The organism is Achromobacter sp. 413638, assembly GCF_043119405.1.
GTDB lineage: Bacteria > Pseudomonadota > Gammaproteobacteria > Burkholderiales > Burkholderiaceae_B > Achromobacter.
In genome coordinates, this window is record NZ_JBICCO010000002.1 from 132,456 (window position 1) to 151,647 (window position 19,192).

At 69.0% G+C, this 19,192-nt stretch carries 17 protein-coding genes; 9 read left to right on the forward strand and 8 right to left on the reverse strand.

The features are described from left to right. Nucleotides 1-36 precede the first annotated feature (36 nt). Entirely contained in the window at nt 37-2,277 is a 2,241-nt protein-coding gene (locus tag ACEU5R_RS01765) for an IgaA/UmoB family intracellular growth attenuator (RefSeq protein WP_392408921.1), read from the reverse strand. 218 nt (nt 2,278-2,495) lie between these two features. On the opposite strand from ACEU5R_RS01765, the gene ACEU5R_RS01770 reads away from it, so the two are divergent. The 7 genes from ACEU5R_RS01770 (at nt 2,496) to rpsT (ending at nt 8,674) form a co-directional block, all read left to right on the forward strand. Continuing rightward, nucleotides 2,496-2,675 (forward strand): Trm112 family protein, encoded by a 180-nt coding sequence (locus ACEU5R_RS01770; protein ID WP_085479903.1) that lies wholly within the window; start codon nt 2,496-2,498, stop codon nt 2,673-2,675. A 10-nt stretch (nt 2,676-2,685) separates the two neighbouring features. Next, nucleotides 2,686-3,447 (forward strand): 3-deoxy-manno-octulosonate cytidylyltransferase, encoded by a 762-nt coding sequence (gene kdsB, locus ACEU5R_RS01775; protein ID WP_103275162.1) that lies wholly within the window; start codon nt 2,686-2,688, stop codon nt 3,445-3,447. A 125-nt stretch (nt 3,448-3,572) separates the two neighbouring features. After that, a complete protein-coding gene (gene adk / locus ACEU5R_RS01780) occupies nt 3,573-4,229 on the forward strand; it encodes an adenylate kinase (protein ID WP_103275163.1) in 657 nt (218 codons plus the stop codon). Nucleotides 4,230-4,360: 131 nt separating this feature from the next. Next, nucleotides 4,361-5,119 (forward strand): 3-hydroxyacyl-CoA dehydrogenase, encoded by a 759-nt coding sequence (locus ACEU5R_RS01785; protein ID WP_392408922.1) that lies wholly within the window; start codon nt 4,361-4,363, stop codon nt 5,117-5,119. Nucleotides 5,120-5,342: 223 nt separating this feature from the next. Beyond that, a complete protein-coding gene (gene murJ / locus ACEU5R_RS01790; protein WP_103275165.1) occupies nt 5,343-6,950 on the forward strand; it encodes a murein biosynthesis integral membrane protein MurJ in 1,608 nt (535 codons plus the stop codon). Nucleotides 6,951-7,144: 194 nt separating this feature from the next. Continuing rightward, a complete protein-coding gene (locus tag ACEU5R_RS01795; RefSeq protein WP_392408931.1) occupies nt 7,145-8,110 on the forward strand; it encodes a FecR domain-containing protein in 966 nt (321 codons plus the stop codon). Nucleotides 8,111-8,410: 300 nt separating this feature from the next. Further along, on the forward strand, nt 8,411-8,674 hold the full coding sequence (rpsT, locus tag ACEU5R_RS01800; RefSeq protein ID WP_043542310.1) for a 30S ribosomal protein S20: 264 nt from the start codon (nt 8,411-8,413) through the stop codon (nt 8,672-8,674). Nucleotides 8,675-8,760: 86 nt separating this feature from the next. Here the strand turns inward: rpsT and ACEU5R_RS01805 are convergent, their stop codons facing one another. Further along, on the reverse strand, nt 8,761-9,693 hold the full coding sequence (locus ACEU5R_RS01805) for a LysR family transcriptional regulator (RefSeq protein ID WP_392408923.1): 933 nt from the start codon (nt 9,691-9,693) through the stop codon (nt 8,761-8,763). Nucleotides 9,694-9,807: 114 nt separating this feature from the next. On the opposite strand from ACEU5R_RS01805, the gene lysA reads away from it, so the two are divergent. Continuing rightward, complete coding sequence (gene lysA / locus ACEU5R_RS01810) at nt 9,808-11,037, forward strand: diaminopimelate decarboxylase (RefSeq protein ID WP_103275168.1); 1,230 nt, start codon at nt 9,808-9,810, stop codon at nt 11,035-11,037. Nucleotides 11,038-11,091: 54 nt separating this feature from the next. On the opposite strand, the gene garL is transcribed toward lysA, so the two are convergent. The 6 genes from garL to ACEU5R_RS01840 form a co-directional block, all read right to left on the reverse strand. Continuing rightward, complete coding sequence (gene garL / locus ACEU5R_RS01815) at nt 11,092-11,859, reverse strand: 2-dehydro-3-deoxyglucarate aldolase (protein ID WP_103275169.1); 768 nt, start codon at nt 11,857-11,859, stop codon at nt 11,092-11,094. 101 nt (nt 11,860-11,960) lie between these two features. Further along, entirely contained in the window at nt 11,961-12,959 is a 999-nt protein-coding gene (locus ACEU5R_RS01820) for a Bug family tripartite tricarboxylate transporter substrate binding protein (RefSeq protein ID WP_392408924.1), read from the reverse strand. A 124-nt stretch (nt 12,960-13,083) separates the two neighbouring features. Continuing rightward, nucleotides 13,084-14,838 (reverse strand): L-arabinonate dehydratase, encoded by a 1,755-nt coding sequence (araD, locus tag ACEU5R_RS01825; RefSeq protein WP_103275171.1) that lies wholly within the window; start codon nt 14,836-14,838, stop codon nt 13,084-13,086. A gap of 66 nt (nt 14,839-14,904) precedes the next feature. Beyond that, complete coding sequence (locus ACEU5R_RS01830) at nt 14,905-15,711, reverse strand: FadR/GntR family transcriptional regulator (protein WP_103275172.1); 807 nt, start codon at nt 15,709-15,711, stop codon at nt 14,905-14,907. Between the two features lie 39 nt (nt 15,712-15,750). Continuing rightward, a complete protein-coding gene (locus ACEU5R_RS01835; protein WP_392408926.1) occupies nt 15,751-16,680 on the reverse strand; it encodes a dihydrodipicolinate synthase family protein in 930 nt (309 codons plus the stop codon). 164 nt (nt 16,681-16,844) lie between these two features. Beyond that, on the reverse strand, nt 16,845-17,801 hold the full coding sequence (locus tag ACEU5R_RS01840) for a GlxA family transcriptional regulator (RefSeq protein WP_392408927.1): 957 nt from the start codon (nt 17,799-17,801) through the stop codon (nt 16,845-16,847). Nucleotides 17,802-17,925: 124 nt separating this feature from the next. Between ACEU5R_RS01840 and ACEU5R_RS01845 the strand changes: the two genes are divergently transcribed. Continuing rightward, nucleotides 17,926-19,192 (forward strand): MFS transporter (locus ACEU5R_RS01845; protein WP_392408928.1); only part of this gene is annotated, 1,267 nt, incomplete at its 3' end.

A 19,192-nucleotide genomic window follows, 5' to 3' on the forward strand; every position in this document is an offset into this window, starting at 1 on the left:
GGACCGACGCTCGTTGCAGGTCGGCCCTTCTCCATCTCAGAAGAACGCCGGCTTGGCCGCGCTGCGGCGCGCCGAGTATTCGTCCAAGGCCCGCCGGCGCGCGCCCGCCTGCCGCAGGCGGATCACGGCCAGCGGCAGATGCACCAGCACCAGCAGCGCCGCCAGCAGCAGCCAGGCCGTGTAGGCCAGCGACGACCATGGCTCATCCAGGCTGCGTTCCGAGTCCACGCTCAGCTCCAGCAGGCCCGACGCGTCGCGGCGCACGCCAGACACCAGGCCATCCACCCGGAATGGCAGCGGCTCGCCCTGGGCCACGATGCGCGACTGGCGGCTCCATGACGACAGCAGGTCTTCCTCGTTCTTGGCGATGATGCTGGGCAACATCGCATGCGGCCCCGGCCAGACGCGCAGCGCCACGCCGCCGGTCTGGCTGGCCTGCGCCGCCGCGGCCGCGCGGTTCATGGCCTGCATGATGGCCGGAAAGGCGCTGGAGCGGGCCCGCGCGCGAACCGTCTCGGCATTGCGCGAGATGATGGCGGACTCGTCGTTCAAGCCCTTGCGCTTGAACGCGCCGTCTTGCGCCAGCTTGAGCAGCTCGGCCCAGTTCTTGGGCTCGTCGTCGGCGAACAGCAGATGCTCGACCAGCGCCGCTTTCAACGCACCGCAGGCGTCCGCCGCATCGCGGCCGGCCACGGCGCAGCCGCGTTCCACCGCCAGCACGGTATCGGTCAGGCCCGAGACGCGGTAGAACGACAGGCCGCGCATGTTGTAGGCGGCCATGGGATTGGTCCGCATGCGCTGCGCCACCTGACTCTGCAACAGCATGTCCAGCATGGGATTGGCGCGCGTCCTCAGGAATTCGCCGGTATGCAGCGCCATGATGGCCGGATCAATTTCCAGCTCCGGCACCGTCGGCGCCGCGCCGCCCCAGCGCAGCCGGTCGCAATCGGCGCGCGCCGCCTGCTCGCTCGTGCCCTGCACCAGCTCGCAACGGGCCGCGCCGCGCAGCGACACGGGCTGGCCGAATCCGGGCGGATCCTGCGCCAGCGCCTCGGCCGAGGCATAGCTGCGCGGACCGTCGCTTTGCACCCAGGCGCGCGTCAGCGCCAGGTCGCCCGGCAGGTTCGGCGCCACGGCCCACAGCGCGCCCAGCGCCGCCAGGCCGGTCAGCGCCAGCGTCATGTGGCGGCCCCAGAACACGCGCGGGAACAGGCGCTGCTCTTCATCCACGGAATAATTGCCGCCCAGCCGCAGCACCGCGTAGTCCTGCACGCGCAGGTCCATGTCGACGCGTCCGTCGTCGGGCAGTTGCAGATTGGCGCGCCAATGGTCCGGCAGGTTGACGGGCAGCTTGTCGCCCAGGAACAGCTGGGTGGACACGGTCTGGGAATTGGACGGATTGCTCAGCACGATGGCGTTCAACTCGCCGCGCGCGCGGTTCACCTTCTGCGGCGCGGCCGGCGCGGGCCGGCGCCAGGTCAGCCACAAGGCCAGCGCGGCCAGCGCTCCCGCGCCGGCGGCGAACGGCATGCCCCCGCCCCCGCCCGCCAGCCCCAGGCACAGGAAGGCCAGGGCCCACAGCACCGACACCCAGAAGCCGAAACCGCGCCCCTGACGCGCGGCCACTTCGGCCGGCGTCTCGTCGCGCTGCGCCAGGATCTCGACCCGCGTGGCGTCGTCCAGCTCGCGCTCGGCCTGAGCCAGCTGCTTGGCCGTGGGCGGCGCCTCGTCCGCCTCGGGCGGGTCGACCTCCAGGTCGACGACGTTCTGCAGGGCGCCCGTCCGGCCGCTGTTCCACTGCTGGTCCTGCTTCTGCCGGCGCAGCTCGCGCTCGCGCCCGCCAGCCAGGTCGAACTCGCCGTTCAAGGCCACCACGATGGCGAATTTCTCGGTGAGCACCACTTCGGCATGGTTGTTCTCGACCAGATAGCTGCGCGCATCGTAAGGCAGCACCACATCGACATCGCCCAGCGTGTCGTGCATGGTGCTGCCGCCCTGGCTGGCCTCGATGCCGTGGCGCACGAAAGCGCCGTGCAGCGGATAGACGCCGTCGTTGATCAGCTGCGCCTGCTTCTTCGGCTTGGCCGGGTCGAACAGGAAGGGCTGCACCAAGGCCTGCTCTTCGTCCGTCATGCGCCGCGCGGGCTGGCCGTCCCGCCGCAAGTCGCGCAGGGCGCCCTTGTTGTCGCTGCGCCGGGCCATGTAGGTGATGCCGCTGTAGATCGACCAGATCAGGATGATGAGCATCAGCCCCAGCTTGAGCATATTCAGATCCATCGTGCCTCTTTCCTCTGCATGTGATCGCGGCGGATGATAACGACGATCCGTCCCGCAATAGGGCTGAACCTACTTCAAAATATGACATTGCTTAACAATTGAAGGGGTTCGCCCCAATGCCGGCGGCGACGATCCGCCTGGCTGCGACCTGCCGGGCATCAGGCTTTTCGCCGCGCCCGCCGGCTTGCCGCCCGCCAAACTGTTTTAGAATCCCGGACATGGAATCCCGCCTTCTCGACATCCTCGTCTGCCCCCTGTGCAAGGGCCGCCTCGAACATGACCGGCAGCACGCCGAGCTGGTCTGCCGCGCCGACCGGCTGGCCTTCCCGGTGCGCGACGGCATTCCCGTCATGCTGGAGGGCGAGGCGCGCTCGCTCGACGACGCCCCCGCCAGCTGACCCGTCCGCCGTGAGCTTCATCGCCCTGATCCCGGCGCGGACCGCCTCCACCCGCCTGCCCGACAAACCCCTGGCTGACATCGCCGGCAAGCCCATGGTGGTGCGCACGGCCGAACGGGCCGCGCGCTCGGGCGCGGCGCAGGTCTGCATCGCCACCGACGATGCCCGCGTGCTGCAGGCGGCCCAGGCCCATGGCGTGCGCGCGCTGATGACGCGCGGCGACCATCCCACCGGCACCGACCGCCTGGCCGAGGCCGTGGCGCAACTGGGCCTGCCCGACGACGCCATCGTGGTCAACGTGCAGGGCGACGAGCCGCTGATCGAGCCGGAACTGATCGACGCCGTCGCCGCGAAGCTGCAAGCCAGCCCCGACGCCGACATCGCCACCTGCGCCTGCCCGCTGGCCGACGCCCAGGCCCTGTTCAATCCGAACGTGGTCAAGCTGGTCTGCACCGCGTCGGATCGCGCCCTGTATTTCTCGCGCGCGCCGATTCCCTGGGCGCGCGATGCGCTGGCCGGCGGCGAACGCGTGCTGGCCGACGGCCTGCCCGCCCTGCACCATATCGGCCTGTACGCCTACCGCGTGTCATTCCTGCGCCGCTTTCCGACGCTGCCCCAGGGCGTGCTGGAACGGTTCGAGTCGCTGGAGCAGCTGCGCGCCATGGAGCACGGCCACGCCATCGTGGTCCACCGGGCGTCCACGCCCCCGGCCGCCGGCGTGGACACGCCCGCCGACCTGGAGCGCGTGCGCTTGATCTACGGCAAGCTCTAGGCAGCGAGGCGGCGCGGCAGGCCATTGATATAAGGGTTACTTCGTATGGCACCGCCCCGCAAAGGCTGTTGCGTTGCGGCATAATCCCCCGATCACAAAAAATAATCCCCATCTCAGGAGCACTCATGCGTCTCATCTTGCTCGGACCGCCCGGCGCCGGCAAAGGCACCCAGGCCGCGTTTCTCACCCAGCACTTCGGCATTCCGCAAATTTCCACCGGCGACATGCTGCGCGCCGCGGTGAAGGCGGGCACGCCGCTGGGCATTGAAGCCAAGAAGGTCATGGATGCGGGCGGCCTGGTTTCCGACGAGATCATCATCGGCCTGGTGCAGGACCGCCTGAAGCAGCCCGACTGCGCCAACGGCTACCTGTTCGACGGCTTCCCCCGCACCATCCCGCAGGCCGACGCCCTCAAGGACGCCGGCGTCAAGCTGGACTATGTGGTGGAAATCGAGGTTCCCGAGGAAGACATCATCGAACGCATGAGCGGACGCCGCGTGCACCAGCCCAGCGGCCGCAGCTACCACGTGCGCTTCAACCCGCCCAAGGTCGAAGGCAAGGACGACGTCACCGGCGAGGACCTGATCCAGCGCGACGACGACCGCGAGGAAACCGTGCGCCACCGCCTGTCCGTCTATCGCCAGCAGACCCGTCCGCTGGTCGACTACTACTCGGACTGGGCCAGCAAGAGCCCCGCCGACGCGCCCAAGTACCGCAAGATCTCGGGCGTGGGCGCGGTCGAGGAAATCAAGTCGCGCCTGTTCGACGCCGTCAAGGGCTGAACGGCGCCCGCTCGGCCATGAGGCCTTCGGCGCAGGCCTGACGCAAGTCGTCAAGGCGCGGCCCGAAGGCCTTTTCGCATCCGGCGCCCGCAGCGCCGCTTTCTTTTTCTTTTGAACCAAGTGGTAGAGACATGGAAATCGCGAACAAGGTATTCATCGTTACCGGCGGCGCATCCGGCCTGGGCGCCGGCACCGTGCGCATGCTGGTGGCCAACGGCGCCAAGGTGGTGATCGCCGACCTGCAGGACGAGCCGGGCGAAGCCCTGGCCAAGGAACTGGGCCAGCGCTACGTGCATTGCGACGTCACCCAGGAAGCCGATGGCCAGCGCGCCGTGGCCGCCGCGCGCGAGCTGGGCACGCTGTTCGGCCTGGTGAACTGCGCCGGCGTCGCCCCCGCCGCCAAGATCGTCGGCAAGAACGGCGCCCACCCGCTGGACCTGTTCCAGAAGGTGGTGAGCATCAACCTGATCGGCAGCTTCAACATGATGCGCCTGGCCGCCGAGGCCATGAGCGCCAATGCGCCCGAACCCACCGGCGAACGCGGCGTCATGATCAACACCGCGTCCGTCGCGGCCTTCGACGGCCAGATCGGCCAGGCGGCCTATGCCGCGTCCAAGGCGGGCGTGGCCGGCATGACCCTGCCCATCGCGCGCGACCTGGCCAAGACCGGCATCCGCTGCATGACCATCGCCCCCGGCATCTTCGGCACGCCCATGATCTTCGGCATGCCGCAGGAAGTGCAGGACTCGCTGGCCGCCAGCATCCCCTTCCCCGCCCGTCTCGGCCGTCCGGAGGACTACGCCAAGCTGGTACACAGCATCATCACGAACGACATGCTCAACGGCGAAACGATCCGCCTGGACGGCGCGATCCGGATGCCGCCGAAGTAGTGGGCCCACCCCCGCAGCGCTGCGCGCTTCCCCCTCAAGGGGGCGCCGTGACGGACCGGCAAAGCCGGCTCCGTGCGGCCCCGATGGGCGATGGGCGGGTGTGCGCTGTGGGGAGGGTGTCAGCGCCTTGGGTGGATTGGCCGCCCGTGTGGCTGGACAGTGTGTAGTGTGTGTGGGTTTACAAGGCAACGGCACCAAATGGCTGATGCCTCCGGTTGGCGCAATGCCCGTTCTGGGCTTCGGGCAACCCCTGGATTTATGGATAACTGAAGTGAGTTTGTTCCGCTCCGCGGCCACCGTCAGCAGCTTCACGTTGCTGTCCCGCATTTCCGGCCTGGCCCGTGACGTCCTGGTGGCGCGCGCCTTTGGCGCGGGTCCCATTACCGATGCGTTCTGGGTCGCTTTCCGCATTCCGAACCTGCTGCGGCGGCTGTTCGCGGAAGGGGCTTTCGCGCAGGCTTTCGTGCCGATCCTGGGCGCGGCGCGCAACAACCGGTCCGACGACGAGGTACGCACGCTGCTGGACCGCGTGGCGCTGCTGCTGACGCTGGCGCTGATGCTGGTCACGCTGGTCGGCATCGTCGCCGCGCCCTGGGTGGTGTCGGCCATGGCCAGCGGGCTGCGCGGCGCGGCGCGAGATGCAGAGTTCGGCGCCGCGGTCTGGATGACGCGGGTGATGTTTCCGTACATCCTGTGCATGTCGCTGATCGCCTTCGCGTCCGGCGTGCTGAACACCTGGCGGCGCTTCGCCGTGCCGGCCTTCACGCCGGTGCTGCTGAACCTGTCCATGATCGCCGCCTGCCTGTGGCTGGCGCCGCGCATGGACGTGCCGGTATACGGGCTGGCCATCGGCGTCATGGCCGGCGGCGTGGCGCAGCTGGCCGTGCAATGGGTGGCGCTGGCGCGACTGGGCCTGACGCCGCGCTTCTCGCTGCGCGTGCGCGAGGCCTGGGCCGACGCCACCGTGCAGCGCATCCTCAAGCAGATGGCGCCGGCCACGCTGGGCGTGTCCGTGGCCCAGATCTCGCTGCTGATCAACACCAATATCGCGACCTGGCTGACGCCCGGCAGCGTAACCTGGCTGTCCTTCGCCGACCGCCTGATGGAATTCCCCACCGCCCTGCTGGGCGTGGCGTTGGGCACGGTGCTGCTGCCCAGCCTGTCGGCCGCCAATGCGCGCGACGACCATGCCGGCTACAGCGCGCTGCTCGACTGGGGCCTGCGCCTGGTGCTGCTGCTGGGCCTGCCCGCCGCGGTGGGCATGGCCCTGCTGTCGGACGGGCTGGTCGCCACGCTGTTTCACTACGGCGCGTTCGCGGCGCAGGACGTGGCGCAGACGCGCGTGGCCGTGATGTCCTACTCGGCCGGCCTTATCGGACTGCTGGCCGTGAAGATCCTGGCCCCGGGCTTCTACGCCAGGCAGGACATCCGCACCCCGGTCAAGATCGCCATCGGCGTACTGATCGTGACCCAGTTGCTGAACCTGGCGCTGGTGCCGCTGCTGGCCCACGCCGGCCTGGCCCTGGCCATCGGCCTGGGCGCCTGCCTGAACGCGCTGGCCCTGCTCATCGGGTTGCTGCGGCGCGGCGTCTACCGCCCCGCGCCCGGCTGGACCCGGTTCGCGCTGCGGCTGCTGCCGGCGCTGGCCGGGCTGGCGGGGCTGCTGGCCTATGCCGATGGCCGCATCGACTGGATCGCGCTGCAGGCTCATGCCGGCCTGCGGGCGGCCTGGCTGGGCGGCGTGCTGGCCGCCAGCGGCGTGATCTATTTCGGATTGTTGTTCCTGTTCGGGTTCCGTCCCCGAGACTTCGGACGGCGCTCCGCGCGTTAATTCCAGGCGTTTTTGCCACATCCTCGTAAAAAGCCGGCTTATCCGCCGGCTTTTTTTCGTCCGATTCGTCAAGAATTGACAAGCCCGCCGTAATCTTTGGTAAAAAACCTTTATTATTTACAAATTGCCAATGAAAGGATCCCCACCTGGGAAAACGCGTGGGAGATGAAGTGAAGTACGCCCAAGGACTACCCGTGGCGGACCAGGTCATCAACTGGTTGCTGCTGCTGCGCTCGGGCCGAGCGACGCCGCAGGACTATAACGATTTCCTGGCCTGGCGTGCGGCCGACCCACTCCATGAGAACGCCTGGCAGCAGCTGATAGGCACTCTGGAAGGGTCGACGTTCGGCCGGCTCGGCGATGCCTATCCGATAGGCTACGCCGCGGCCTCCCCTGCGTCGCAGCCCGCCGCCCCGCCCCCGCCTCTCGTTTCACCGTCGCGCCGCCGCTTCATGACCGGCTCGGTGGCGCTCGTCGGTGCGGGCGCCTGCGCCGGCTACGTCGGCAATGCCTTCTACCCCCTCAACAACGTCGCCGCCGATGCCGCCACGGCCACCGGCGAGCGCCGCCGCTATGTGCTGTCTGACGGCAGCCAGCTGTTGCTGGACGCGCGCAGCCGGGTGAACCTGGACTTCACGCCCGCCTATCGCCAGGTGCGCCTGCTGGACGGCGCAGTCACCGTGTCCGTGGCGCCCGACGCGCGCCGCCCCTTCCTGGTCCAGACCGCCGAAGGCACCGTGCGCGCGCTCGGCACCCGTTACATGGTGCGTCAACAGGCCCAGCGCACCGTGGTGGTGGTGCACGAGCACGAAGTCGAGGTCGAGACCATGTCCGGCGCCCATGGCACCGTGCGGGCCGGCACCGGCGCGCGCTTCGACGCCTTGCGCATGGACACGCCGCGCGCCGAACTGATGGCCGAAGCCGCCTGGGAAGCTGGCTGGATCGACGTGCGCGGCCGACCGCTGGCCGAGGTGATCGCGGCGCTGCGCCCCTACCGCAGCGGCTCGCTGCGCATCTCCATGGCTGCGGGCGGCCTGCCGGTGTCGGGACACTTCCCGTTGGACGACACCGACGCCGCCCTGCGCTCGCTGCAGGAGAGCATGCCCATCCATATCCGCCGCTACACCCCCTGGTACGTGTCGATCAACGTCGCGACCTGAACCGTCACCTTCTTGCAACGTGCTGTCCAGCGGGACCGTCTCGTTGTATACTCGCCACAGCATTTTTACCCGCATTTTTTACCTCAGCAGGCGCCACCCGGATTTCCCGGCAGCCGCGACAAGCGGCACGGCCGACCCGGACATCCCCGGAACTTTCCACGGGGATCGCGACCGGAACCGCCGCCCTGGCGCTCCCGCCCGACCATCGGGCGTCATCGGCTTGACGGCACATTGAGCTTGCAATCCCCCTGGGACTTGCTACAATGTCCGACTTTGCCGAATTCAACTTACTGATACACAATGGCCAACACCGCCCAAGCCCGCAAGCGCGCTCGCCAATCCGTTGAGCGCAACAAGCACAATTCCAGCCTGCGCTCGATGCTGCGCACCGCCATCAAGCGCGTTCGCCAATCCATCGCCGCCGGCGACAAAGCTGCGGCCGGTGAAGTGTTCCAGAAAGCCACCAGCGTGATCGACCGCGTGGCCGACAAGAACATCATCCACAAGAACAAGGCCGCTCGCCACAAGAGCCGCCTGGCTGCCGCCATCAAGGCGCTGGCCTAAGCCATTCTGCCGCCCCGGTCCCCGGGGCGTCATGAATACGGCAAATAAAAAAGGATGCCCACGGGCATCCTTTTTTCATGGTGGCTTCAGATCGGATGGCCGCCGCGCCCTGCCCCGGCCACCAGCCTGCCCGCCATCTCGCGAGCCTGCTCGCGCACCGCCGCGGCAAAGGCGTCGACCAGCGGGCTCTTCGGCCGGTGTTCGGGATACACCGCATTCACCCTGAACGGGAACGAGCGCGTCAGCGGCCGCACTTGCAGGCCATTGCCGATGAAGTCGAGCGCCGTCAGCGGATTGACGATGGCCACGCCCAGCCCCTGGCGCACGAAGGCGCAGACCGACACGGCTGACGGCGTCTCGACAATGGAGCGCGGCGCCACGCCCTCGGCCGCGAAAGCCTCGTCGATCTGCAAGCGGTAGGGATCGCTGGCCGACAGGCTGACAAAGGCCTGTCCCTCGAAATCGCGCAGCTCGATCGCCTCGCGCGCCAGCAGCGGATGGCCGTCGGGCAGCGCGCAGACCTCATCCACCTCGACCAGCAGTTCCAAGCGCGTGCCCGCCGGCTCGGCGTCGCTCTCGGTCAGCCCCAGGTCGTAGCGCTGCGCGCTCAGCCACTCCTCCAGGAAGGGCGATTCCTGCGTCTCCACCGACAGGCTGACACCGGGATGTCCGGCATGGAAGCGGCGAAACGCGCCTGGCAGCACGGAATGGGAAAAGGCCGGCAGCGCGATCACCGCCAGCTGGCCGTCCGAATAGGCGCGCAGCCGCGCCGCGGCGGAGGCCACCCGCTCCAGCCCCGCGTAGGACTGCCGGACCTCGTCATACAGCGCCAGCGCCTGCATGGTGGGCCGCAGGCGGCCCCGGATGCGCTCGAACAGCGGGAAGCCTATGCTGTGCTCCATGCGCGCCAGTTCCCGACTGACGGTGGGCTGCGACGTATGCAGCAGCTCGGCCGCGCGGGTCACGCTGCCGGCGATCATCAAGGCGCGGAAGACTTCAACGTGCCGGTGCGTCAGCATGGCAATTCCATATCAAGAATGAATGGATCAGGAAATTCAAAGCATTTTACTGGATAGCTCATCACAGGCATCATGGCGCTCCAGTTTCCCTACCGCACAACAAGGTTCTCCCCCATGGCTCTCGATCCGCGCCAACTCACCGAACTCGCCGCGCAGCATGGCACCCCGCTCTGGGTCTATGACGCCGCCGTCATCCGCGAACGCATCGCCCAGCTGCGTCGCTTCGACGTGATCCGCTATGCGCAGAAGGCCAACTCGAACATCCATATCCTCAAGCTGATGCGCGCCGAGGGAGCGGTGGTCGACGCCGTGTCGCTGGGCGAGATCGAGCGCAGCCTGGCCGCGGGTTTCCGACCCGAGGGCGAGCCGGCCGGCATCGTGTTCACCGCCGACCTGATCGACCACGCCACCATGGCCGCCGTGATCCGGCACGGCATCCCGGTCAACGCCGGCTCGCTGGACATGCTCGAACGCGTCGGCCAGCAGGCGCCCGGCCACCGCGTCTGGCTGCGCATCAATCCCGGCTTCGGCCACGGCCACAGCAACAAGACCAACACTGGCGGCCCGCAAAGCAAGCACGGCATCTGGATCGACGACGTGGCCCAGGCCATCGCCATCGTGCGCCGCCACGGCCTGAAGCTGATGGGCATCCACATGCATATCGGCTCGGGCGTGGACTACGGCCACCTTTCCAGCGTCTGCGACGCCATGGTCGACGTGGTCCGCAACCTGGGCCATGACATCGAAGCCATCTCCGCCGGCGGCGGCCTGTCCATTCCGTACAAGGATGGCGAAGCGCGTATCGACTGCGACCATTACTTCGAGCAGTGGGACGCCGCGCGCAAGCGCATCGAGCAGCACCTGGGCCATCCTGTCCGACTGGAGATCGAGCCGGGCCGCTTCCTGGTGGCCGAGTCCGGCGCGCTGATCGCCGAGGTGCATGCGATCAACCGACGCCCGGGCCGTGACTTCGTGCTGGTGGACGCCGGTTTCAGCGACCTGATGCGCCCGGCCATGTATGGCAGCTATCACCGTATTTCGGTGCACGCGCCCGACGGCTCGACGCCCCCGGGCGAACCGGCGCGCCTGGCCGTGGCCGGCCCGCTGTGCGAGTCGGGCGATGTGTTCACCCAGGACGCCGGCGGCGTGGTGACCGACCGTCTGCTGCCGCGGCCGCGCATCGGCGACTATCTGGTGCTGCACGACGCCGGCGCCTACGGCTCGTCCATGTCCTCGAACTACAACACCCGGCCGCTGGCGCCGGAAGTGCTGCTGGACCAGGGCCAGGCGCGCCTGATCCGCCGCCGCCAGACCGTCGCCGATCTGCTGGCGCTGGAAAGCTGAGCCCTCACGGCGCGGACGGCATCGCGCCGCCGCGCCCGAGCGCGGGGCCCAAGGCTACGTCGGGAAGGCCTCGCGCAGCCCGAACACGGCCTGCTTGAACACGCCCAGGTCCGTGCCCACCGCCACGAAGTGCATGCCCATGTCCAGGTAGCGCCTGGCGTCGGCATGCACCGGCGCCAGGATGCCCACCGCCTTGCCCTGCGCCGACACGCGCTGGTACAGGTGGCGGATCGCGTCCTGCACCTCGGGATGGCCGGGATTGCCGAGATGCCCCAGCGCGGCGGCCAGGTCCGACGGACCGATGAACACGCCGTCCACGCCCTCCACCGAAGCAATCTCGTCCACCGCCTCGATGCCCGGCCGGCTCTCGATCTGCAGCAGCACGCAGATGTTGTCGTTGATGGTCTGCAGGTAATTAGGCACCGTGCCGTAGCGGTTGCTGCGCTGCGCGCCGGCCACGCCGCGCATGCCCTGCGGCGGATAGCGCGTGGCCGCCACGGCGCGGCGCGCATCGGCCTCGGACTCGATGAAGGGGATCAGCAGGTTGTAAAAACCGATATCCAGCATCCGCTTGATCTCGACCGGGTCATTCCACGACGGCCGCCCCACCGCCGCGCTGGCGCTGGATTGCAGCGCCTGCAACTGCTGCAGGAACATCGGCACCTCGTTGGGCGAGTGCTCGCCGTCGAGCAGCAGCCAGTCGAAATCGGCCAGCCCGGCCAGCTCGGCCGTGATGTGGCTGGACATGCACATCCAGAATCCGATGAGCCGCTCGCGCGCCAGGATGCGCTGGCGGAAACGGTTGGGCAAGGGTGAATCCATTATGGTCCTCTGTTGCTGCGCGATCCGCGCGGCGAACGCCAAGTCCGCCGCACGGCATGCCGGCGCGGCAGACCGGCGGAAAACAATGCCGCAAGAATCAATCAATCCATGCGGGCGCCCGACGCCTTGGCGGCCTGGCCCCACTTGGCGATTTCACTGGTGACGAAGCCGGAGTAGGCTTGCGGGTCGCTGCCCACCACCACGAAGCCCACGCTCTCCAGCTTCTGCCGCATCTCGGCCGAGGCCATGGCCTTGGCCGTCGCCTGGCTCAGGCGCTGGATCACGGCGGGCGGCGTCCTGGCCGGCGCCGACAGGCCGAACCAGGATTCGGCCGCGAAGCCTGGATAGCCGGACTCCGCCACCGTCGGCGTGTCGGGATACGCCGGATTGCGCTTGACGCTGGCCACCGCCAGCGCCCGCAGCTTGCCGGCCTGCACCTGCGGCAACAGGGTGTCCTGGTTGAGGAACAGCACCGTCACGCGACCGCCCAGCAGGTCCGTGATGGCCGCCGCGCCGCCCTTGTACGGCACGTGCACCAGATCGATCCTGGCCTGCTGCTTGAGCATTTCCATGGCCAGGTGGCCGGACGAGCCGCTGCCCGAGCTGGCGTGGGTGTACTTGTCCGGGCTCTCGCGCGCCAGCCGGATGAAGTCCGCGAAGGTCTTGCCCGGGAAATCCGGCGCCGCCACCAGCACGTTGGGGCCGGTGGCCAGCAGCGAGACATGCGCGAAGTCGCTGTCGCGGTAAGGCATGCTGGCGTAAAGCGCGTAGTTGATGGCGTTCGAGCCCACGCCCGACAGCAGCAGCGTGTAGCCGTCCGGCTCGGCCTTGGCCACCGCGTCCGAGCCGATATTGCCGTTGGCGCCGCCCTTGTTCTCGACGATGACGGTCTGGCCCAGATCCTTGGCCAGCTCGACCGCCAGCAGCCTGCCGATCGCGTCGGTGCTGCCTCCGGGCGGGAACGGCACCACCAGCTTGACGGGCCGCGTCGGCCATTGCCCCGTCTGCGCGTACAGCGCGGCGGGCGTCGCCGCGGCCGCCGCCACGATCAGCGCGGCCAGCGCCAGGCGCCGGCGCGCCGGCATTGCATTGCGTTCCATGTATGTCTCCTCCTTGTGTGTTTTTCGCCGGACCGTCTCGACATGAGCGGCCCGGTCGGGGGCGGCAGGCCCGCGCCGTCGGACGCGGCTTTGGGGGCATGCACGTTGCGACCCGTCTCCCGGGTCAATGAATCTCCGGTTCGCCCGTGGGTTCAGCGCGCGCTTCGGTCTGCAGAAAATCGAAATCGCAGCCCGTATCGGCCTGACCGATGTGCTTGAGGTACAGCACGCCATAGCCGCGCTCGAAGCGCGGCGGCGGCGCTTGCCAGGCCGCCTTGCGCGCCGCCAGCTCGGCGTCCGGCACAAGCAGGTTCAGGCTGCGGCCCGGCACGTCCAGCGCCACCATGTCGCCGTCGCGCACCAGCGCCAGCGGACCGCCCACATAGGCTTCCGGCGCCACGTGCAGCACACAGGCGCCATAGCTGGTGCCGCTCATGCGCGCATCCGAAATACGCACCATGTCGCGCACGCCCTGCTTGAGCAGCTTCTGCGGGATCGGCAGCTGCCCCCATTCCGGCATGCCCGGCGCGCCCTGCGGCCCGGCGTTCTGCAGCACGATGACGCTGTCGGCGCTGACGTCCAGCGCCGGATCGTCGATGCGCGCGGCCATGTCGTTGTAGTCCTTGAAGACCACCGCCGGGCCGGTATGCACCTGCAGATGCGCCTCCATCGCCGGCGGCTTGATCACCGCGCCGTCCGGCGCCAGGTTGCCGCGCAGCACGGCCAGGCCGTCGCGCTCGACCAGCGCCTGTCCGCGCGCGCGGATCACGTCGTCGTTGAACACGCGCGCGCCGGCGATGTTCTCGCCCAGCGTGCGGCCATCGACGGTGCGCTGCGACAGGTCCAGCAGGTCGCCCAGCTGCACCAGCAGCGCGCGCAGGCCGCCCGCGTAATAGAAATCTTCCATCAGGTACTTGCCGGCGGGCCGCAGATTGGCCAGCACCGGCGTGGTGCGCGCCAGATGGTCGAAGCGGTCCAGGTCCAGGCCGAAGCCGCTGCGCCGCGCCATCGCGATCAGGTGCACCACCGAGTTGGTCGAGCCGGACAGGGCCAGCACCGTGCGCACCGCGTTGTCATAGGACGCGGCGGTCAGCAGGTCCGAAGGCTTGAGGTCTTCCCAGACCATTTCGACGATGCGCTTGCCCGACAGGCTCGCCATCTGCGCGTGGCGCGAGTCGGGCGCCGGAATCGAGGAGTAGCCCGACAGGCACATGCCCAGCGCCTCGACCGCGGCGGTCATGGTGGAGGCCGTGCCCATGGTCATGCAATGGCCGGGCGAACGGGCGATGCCGTCCTCCACGCCCTGCCAGTCTTCCTCGGTGATATTGCCCGCGCGCAGCTCGGCCCAGTACTTCCAGGTGTCGGACCCGGAGCCCAGCGTGTTGCCGTTCCAGTTGCCGCGCAGCATGGGGCCGGCCGGCACGAACAGCGTGGGCAGGTCCATCGACACCGCGCCCATCAGCAAGGCCGGCGTGGTCTTGTCGCAGCCGCCCATCAGCACGCAGCCGTCGGCCGGATAGGAGCGCAGCAGCTCCTCGGTTTCCATGGCCAGCAGGTTGCGGTACAGCATGGTGGTGGGTTTCTGGAACGGCTCGGACAGGCTCATGGCCGGCATTTCCACCGGAAAGCCGCCGGCCTGCCAGATGCCGCGCTTGACCTCTTCCACGCGCTGCTTGAAGTGGCTGTGACAGGGGTTGATGTCGCTCCAGGTGTTGATGATGGCGATCACCGGCTTGCCCGCGTAGTCGGAGCGGTGATAGCCCATCTGCGCCGTGCGCGAACGGTGGCCGAACGCGCGCAGGTCCTTCACGCCATACCAGCGATGGCTGCGCAGTTCCTCGGGAGTCTTGCGGGTCTTGGGTTTGGAAGAATCGCTCATTTGTCTGCTCTTGGTCCTCTGCGCTTGTTGTGCCGCGCTTGGGTGGTGAAAATCCTGTTGCCGCGCTCAGTCGCGCTCGCGGTCCACCAGCCGGTGCCGCGCCCGGCCCAGGTGGAACTGCATGGCCACGCGCGCGTGCTCGCCGTCCTGCGCGCGGATGGCCGCGAGTATGGTGGCGTGCTCGTCCAGCACGGTCTGGGCGCGCTGGCGCGAGCCGGTGCGCGTGAGGCTGAGCGTCAGGCGCATGAAGCCGCTGATGGAATCGTGAATGCTCTCCAGCACGCCCAGATAGAAGTCATTGCCGCTGGCTTCGGCGATGCTGGCGTGGAACGCCAGATCGGCCTCGGCCGACATGCGCCCCTGCGCCAGCGATTCGGCGAAGGCCTGGTGCGCCTCCTCGATCTTGCGCAACTGCTCGTCGGTGCGGCGCAGGGCCGCCAGGCGCGCGGCATCGCCTTCCAGCGCCACCCGCACCTCCTGCGCGCGCAGATAGGCGCTGACGTGCTCCACGTCGCTGAAGGTCTTGAGCCTGGGCGCGGGCTGGTGGCTGACGAAGGTGCCCAGCCCCTGATGCGCCGTGACCAGCCCGTCGGCGCGCAGACGCAGCAGCGCCTCGCGCACCACCGGCCGCGAAACGCCGTAGCGTTCGGAGATTTCGTTCTCGGAAGGCAGCTTGTCGCCGACGCTGAGATTGCCCGAGACGAGCTGTTCGAAGATCTGGCCGTAGAGCTGGTCCGCCAGCCGCACGCGATGGCGACGCTCCAGCGGCTGCGCGGTTTCCGCGTCCGCGGGCGCTTGCAGCGCGCTTGGCGAGGGGGTCGGTTTTCGGGCCACGGAATCTCCTTCGGCATCGGGCGTAAAGACAGCGCACATCGTACCGTCAAATGCGAGCCCGACGGACGATGCACAGGCTCACGCCGCCATGGTTTCCCGGTCCCACGCGGCCAGCGCGCGCGCCACCGGCGCCACGCGTTCGCGTTCGGCGGCGGACAGCCCCGTCAGCAAGGGCAGCATCGGCCCCATGTCGGCCACGCCGGCCAGTGTCACCGCATCGTGCAGCACGCGGATGGGGCTGATGCCGTCGCGGCAGTCCTCCAGACCCAGGTAGCGCCGGCGCACGCTGTCGGCCTCGTCGTAGCGCCCCTCGGCCAGCAGCCGCAGCAGGCGCATGGAACCCCGCGGCGCCACGCAGACCGAGCCGGACGTGAAGCTCGACAGGCCGAAATGCCGGTAATGCGCGATGGCCGGCCGCTCGCCGATGCCGCTGACGATCCAGCGCGCCTCGACCTCGCCCAGCAGCGCGCGCAGGTAGTCGTCGCGCAGCGGATCCTCTCGCACCACCGCGTACTTCAAGGCCACGATGCGGCCCTCCTCGATCAGCCGCGCGACCGTCGCCGGCGCCAGGTAGCCGGCCGACTTGATGTAGACCACGGCCGGCTTGGCCAGCGCGTCTGTGAAGCGCCGCACGCCATCCGCCAGGCCATCGTCCGTGTACGGGAAGGACATGGGCAGCAGCATCGCCGTGGGAAAAGCGCGAGTGCGCAGCACCGCGGCCTGGTCCATCATCTTGCCGTAGTCCGGCCCCGCCGACGGCAGGATCCAGGTGTCGGGGCCTGCCAGCGCGGCCAGCATATCCACGATGCGCGCGTACTCGCCCAGCCCCACGTTGTAGAAGTTGGCGTTGCCGCCGTACATGACGCTGCGCACGCCGCCGGCCTCCAGATGCGCCAGCAGCGCCCGGTTCGCGGCCTCGTTCAGCGACAGGTCCGCGCGGCGCGCCAGCGGCGGCACCGCGATGACCGAGCGTCGCAGGTCCTGGTGGGTGACCGGGGAAGTTTTCATGGGCGGCTCCGGGCAGGTTCGCTTGTCGGATGATCAAGGCAGGCACAGCATACTTGATTGACAAGTTAAAGCTCAATACCCATCTTTGTTTTACAAGCTGTCCCGGCAGGATGCCGCGCCTTGCGCGCCGGCGTCATGAGCGACAGGAACAAGGTTCGCTTTTTTTATCCTTGCCTGGCCATGCGCCGCAGCGCCTGCGGCGGCTGGCCGTAGACACGCAGGAAGGTCCGCCGCATCCGTTCGCTGTCGGTAAAGCCTGCCCGTCGCGCGACGCTGTCGATACTGTCGGCGCCCGCCTCGAGGTGCGCGCGCGCCGCCTCCGCCCGAATGCGTTCGACCGCCTTGGCGGGCGTTTCGCCGGTCTCGGCCTTGAAGCTGCGCAGGAACTGGCGCGGGCTGACACAGGCCACGTCGGCCAGATGCTCGACAGTCAGCGCCGCGCCAAGATTCCCGCGGATGTGCTCCAGCACGGCGCGGATGCGTTCGCTGTCGGGCGCCAGGTCCTGCAGCGCCGAGAACTGCGACTGGCCGCCCGAGCGGCGGTGGTAGACCACCATCTCGCGCGCCGTGGCGCCCGCCACCTCCGCGCCCAGGTCGGATTCGACCATCGCCAGCGCGAGGTCTATGCCGGCGGTAATGCCGGCCGAGGTCCACGTATCGCCATCGCAGACGTGGATCCGGTCGGCGTCGACTCGCACGTCCGGATGGTTGCGCGCGAGCTCGGCGGCATGACGCCAGTGAGTGGTGGCGCGCCGCCCGTCGAGCAGGCCCGCGGCCGCCAGCACGAATGCGCCCGTGCAGACGCTGGCCAGGCGCCGGCCGGCCTGGCGATGCGCGTGCAGATACCTGCGCATGGCCGGGGTGACGGCGGCCGCGCGCGCGCCCTCGCCGCCCGGCACCACCAGCGTGCCTGAAGGCGCGTCGCGCCAGGATCGAGTCAGGACTTCGACCCCGCAAGAACTCCGCACCGGGCCGCCACGCTCCGACACGACGTGAACCGCATAGGCCGGACCGGCGGCGGTGCGCGCCTGCTTGCCGGCGGTCTGGAACACCGCGGCGGGGCCAGACATATCCAGCAATTGGAAGTCCGGCACCAGCAGGAAGATGACGTCGTGTGGCATGGCGATTTTTGAGGGAATTATGTCATTTACGCCAGAGTTTGCGTCGATACAGTGATGCCTGTCAAACCCGCCAGCCCCGCTTGCCGCGGCGCCCCCATACCGATCACTCCCCACCGATTCCGCCATGCCCACGTCAGCCTCCCCCACCACCGGCCACCGCAACGCCCGCGTCCTGGCCATCTGCCAGGGCCTGTTCGTCGCCGCCATTTCCATCGACCTGACGCTGACCGCGTTGACCGGCCACATGCTCGCGCCCAACAAGGCCTTGTCGACCCTGCCATTCGCGCTGATCACGGTGGCCGGCGCAGTGGTCACCTGGTTTGCCTCCTTGCTGATGCAGCGCATCGGCCGGCGCAGGGGGTTCACACTGGGCGCACTGGCCGGCGCGGCGGGCGGCGGTTTATCGGTATGGGCCGTGTTTCATGCCGATTTCTGGGCGTTCTGCGCCGGCACCGCGCTCGTCGGCGTATTCCAGGCCTTTGCCCAGTATTACCGGCTGGCGGCGGCGGACGCGGTCGAGCCCGCCGCCAAGAGCCGCGCGATCTCGGTGGTGATGGCGGGCGGCGTCATCGCCGCCATTGCCGGCCCGGCATTGGCCGCCTGGAGTCGCGACCTTTTCGCGCCGGTAGCCTTCGCCGGCGCGTATTTGATGGTGGCCCTGCTGGCGTTGCTGTCGGCCGCGTTGCTGTGGGTCGGCTATCGCGACGCCGAAGCGCCTGCCGCCGCAGGCGAGACCCAGGCCGGCCTGCCCGCGCGGCCGCTGCGCGAAGTGGCCCGCCAGCCGGTGTTCGTCGCCGCGCTTGCCAACAACGTGGTGGGGTCGGTTTCGATGATGTTCATCATGACCGCCGCGCCGCTGGCCGCCGTGGCGTGCAGCCACGGCATCGGAGACGGCGCCAACATCATGCAATGGCACCTGGTCGGCATGTACGCGCCGGCTTTCTTCGCCGGCGCGCTGATCCAGCGCTTCGGCCTGCCGCGGGTGCTGGGCGCCGGCATGGTGCTGAACGTCGCGTGCTCGCTGATCGCGATGACGTCGCCGTCGCTGCCCGCGTTCTATGCGGCGTTGTTCTGCCTGGGGGTGGGATGGAACTTCATGTTCGTCGGCGGCACCACGCTGCTGGCGCAGTCCTACCGTCCGTCGGAACGCGCCCGCGCGCAAGGCGCGGCCGAGATGCTGCGTTATGCCGCTACCGCGCTGGCCACCCTGGCGGCCGGACCGGCGCTGGACGCCTTCGGGTGGCAAGCGCTGAACGCGGCCATGCTGCCGGTGGTGCTGGCGGCCGGTCTGATGACATGGTGGTGGGCGCGCGGGCCGGCCCGGGGGGGGGGGGGGGGGGGGGGGGGGGGGGGGGGGGGGGGGGGGGGGGGGGGGGGGGGGGGGGGGGGGG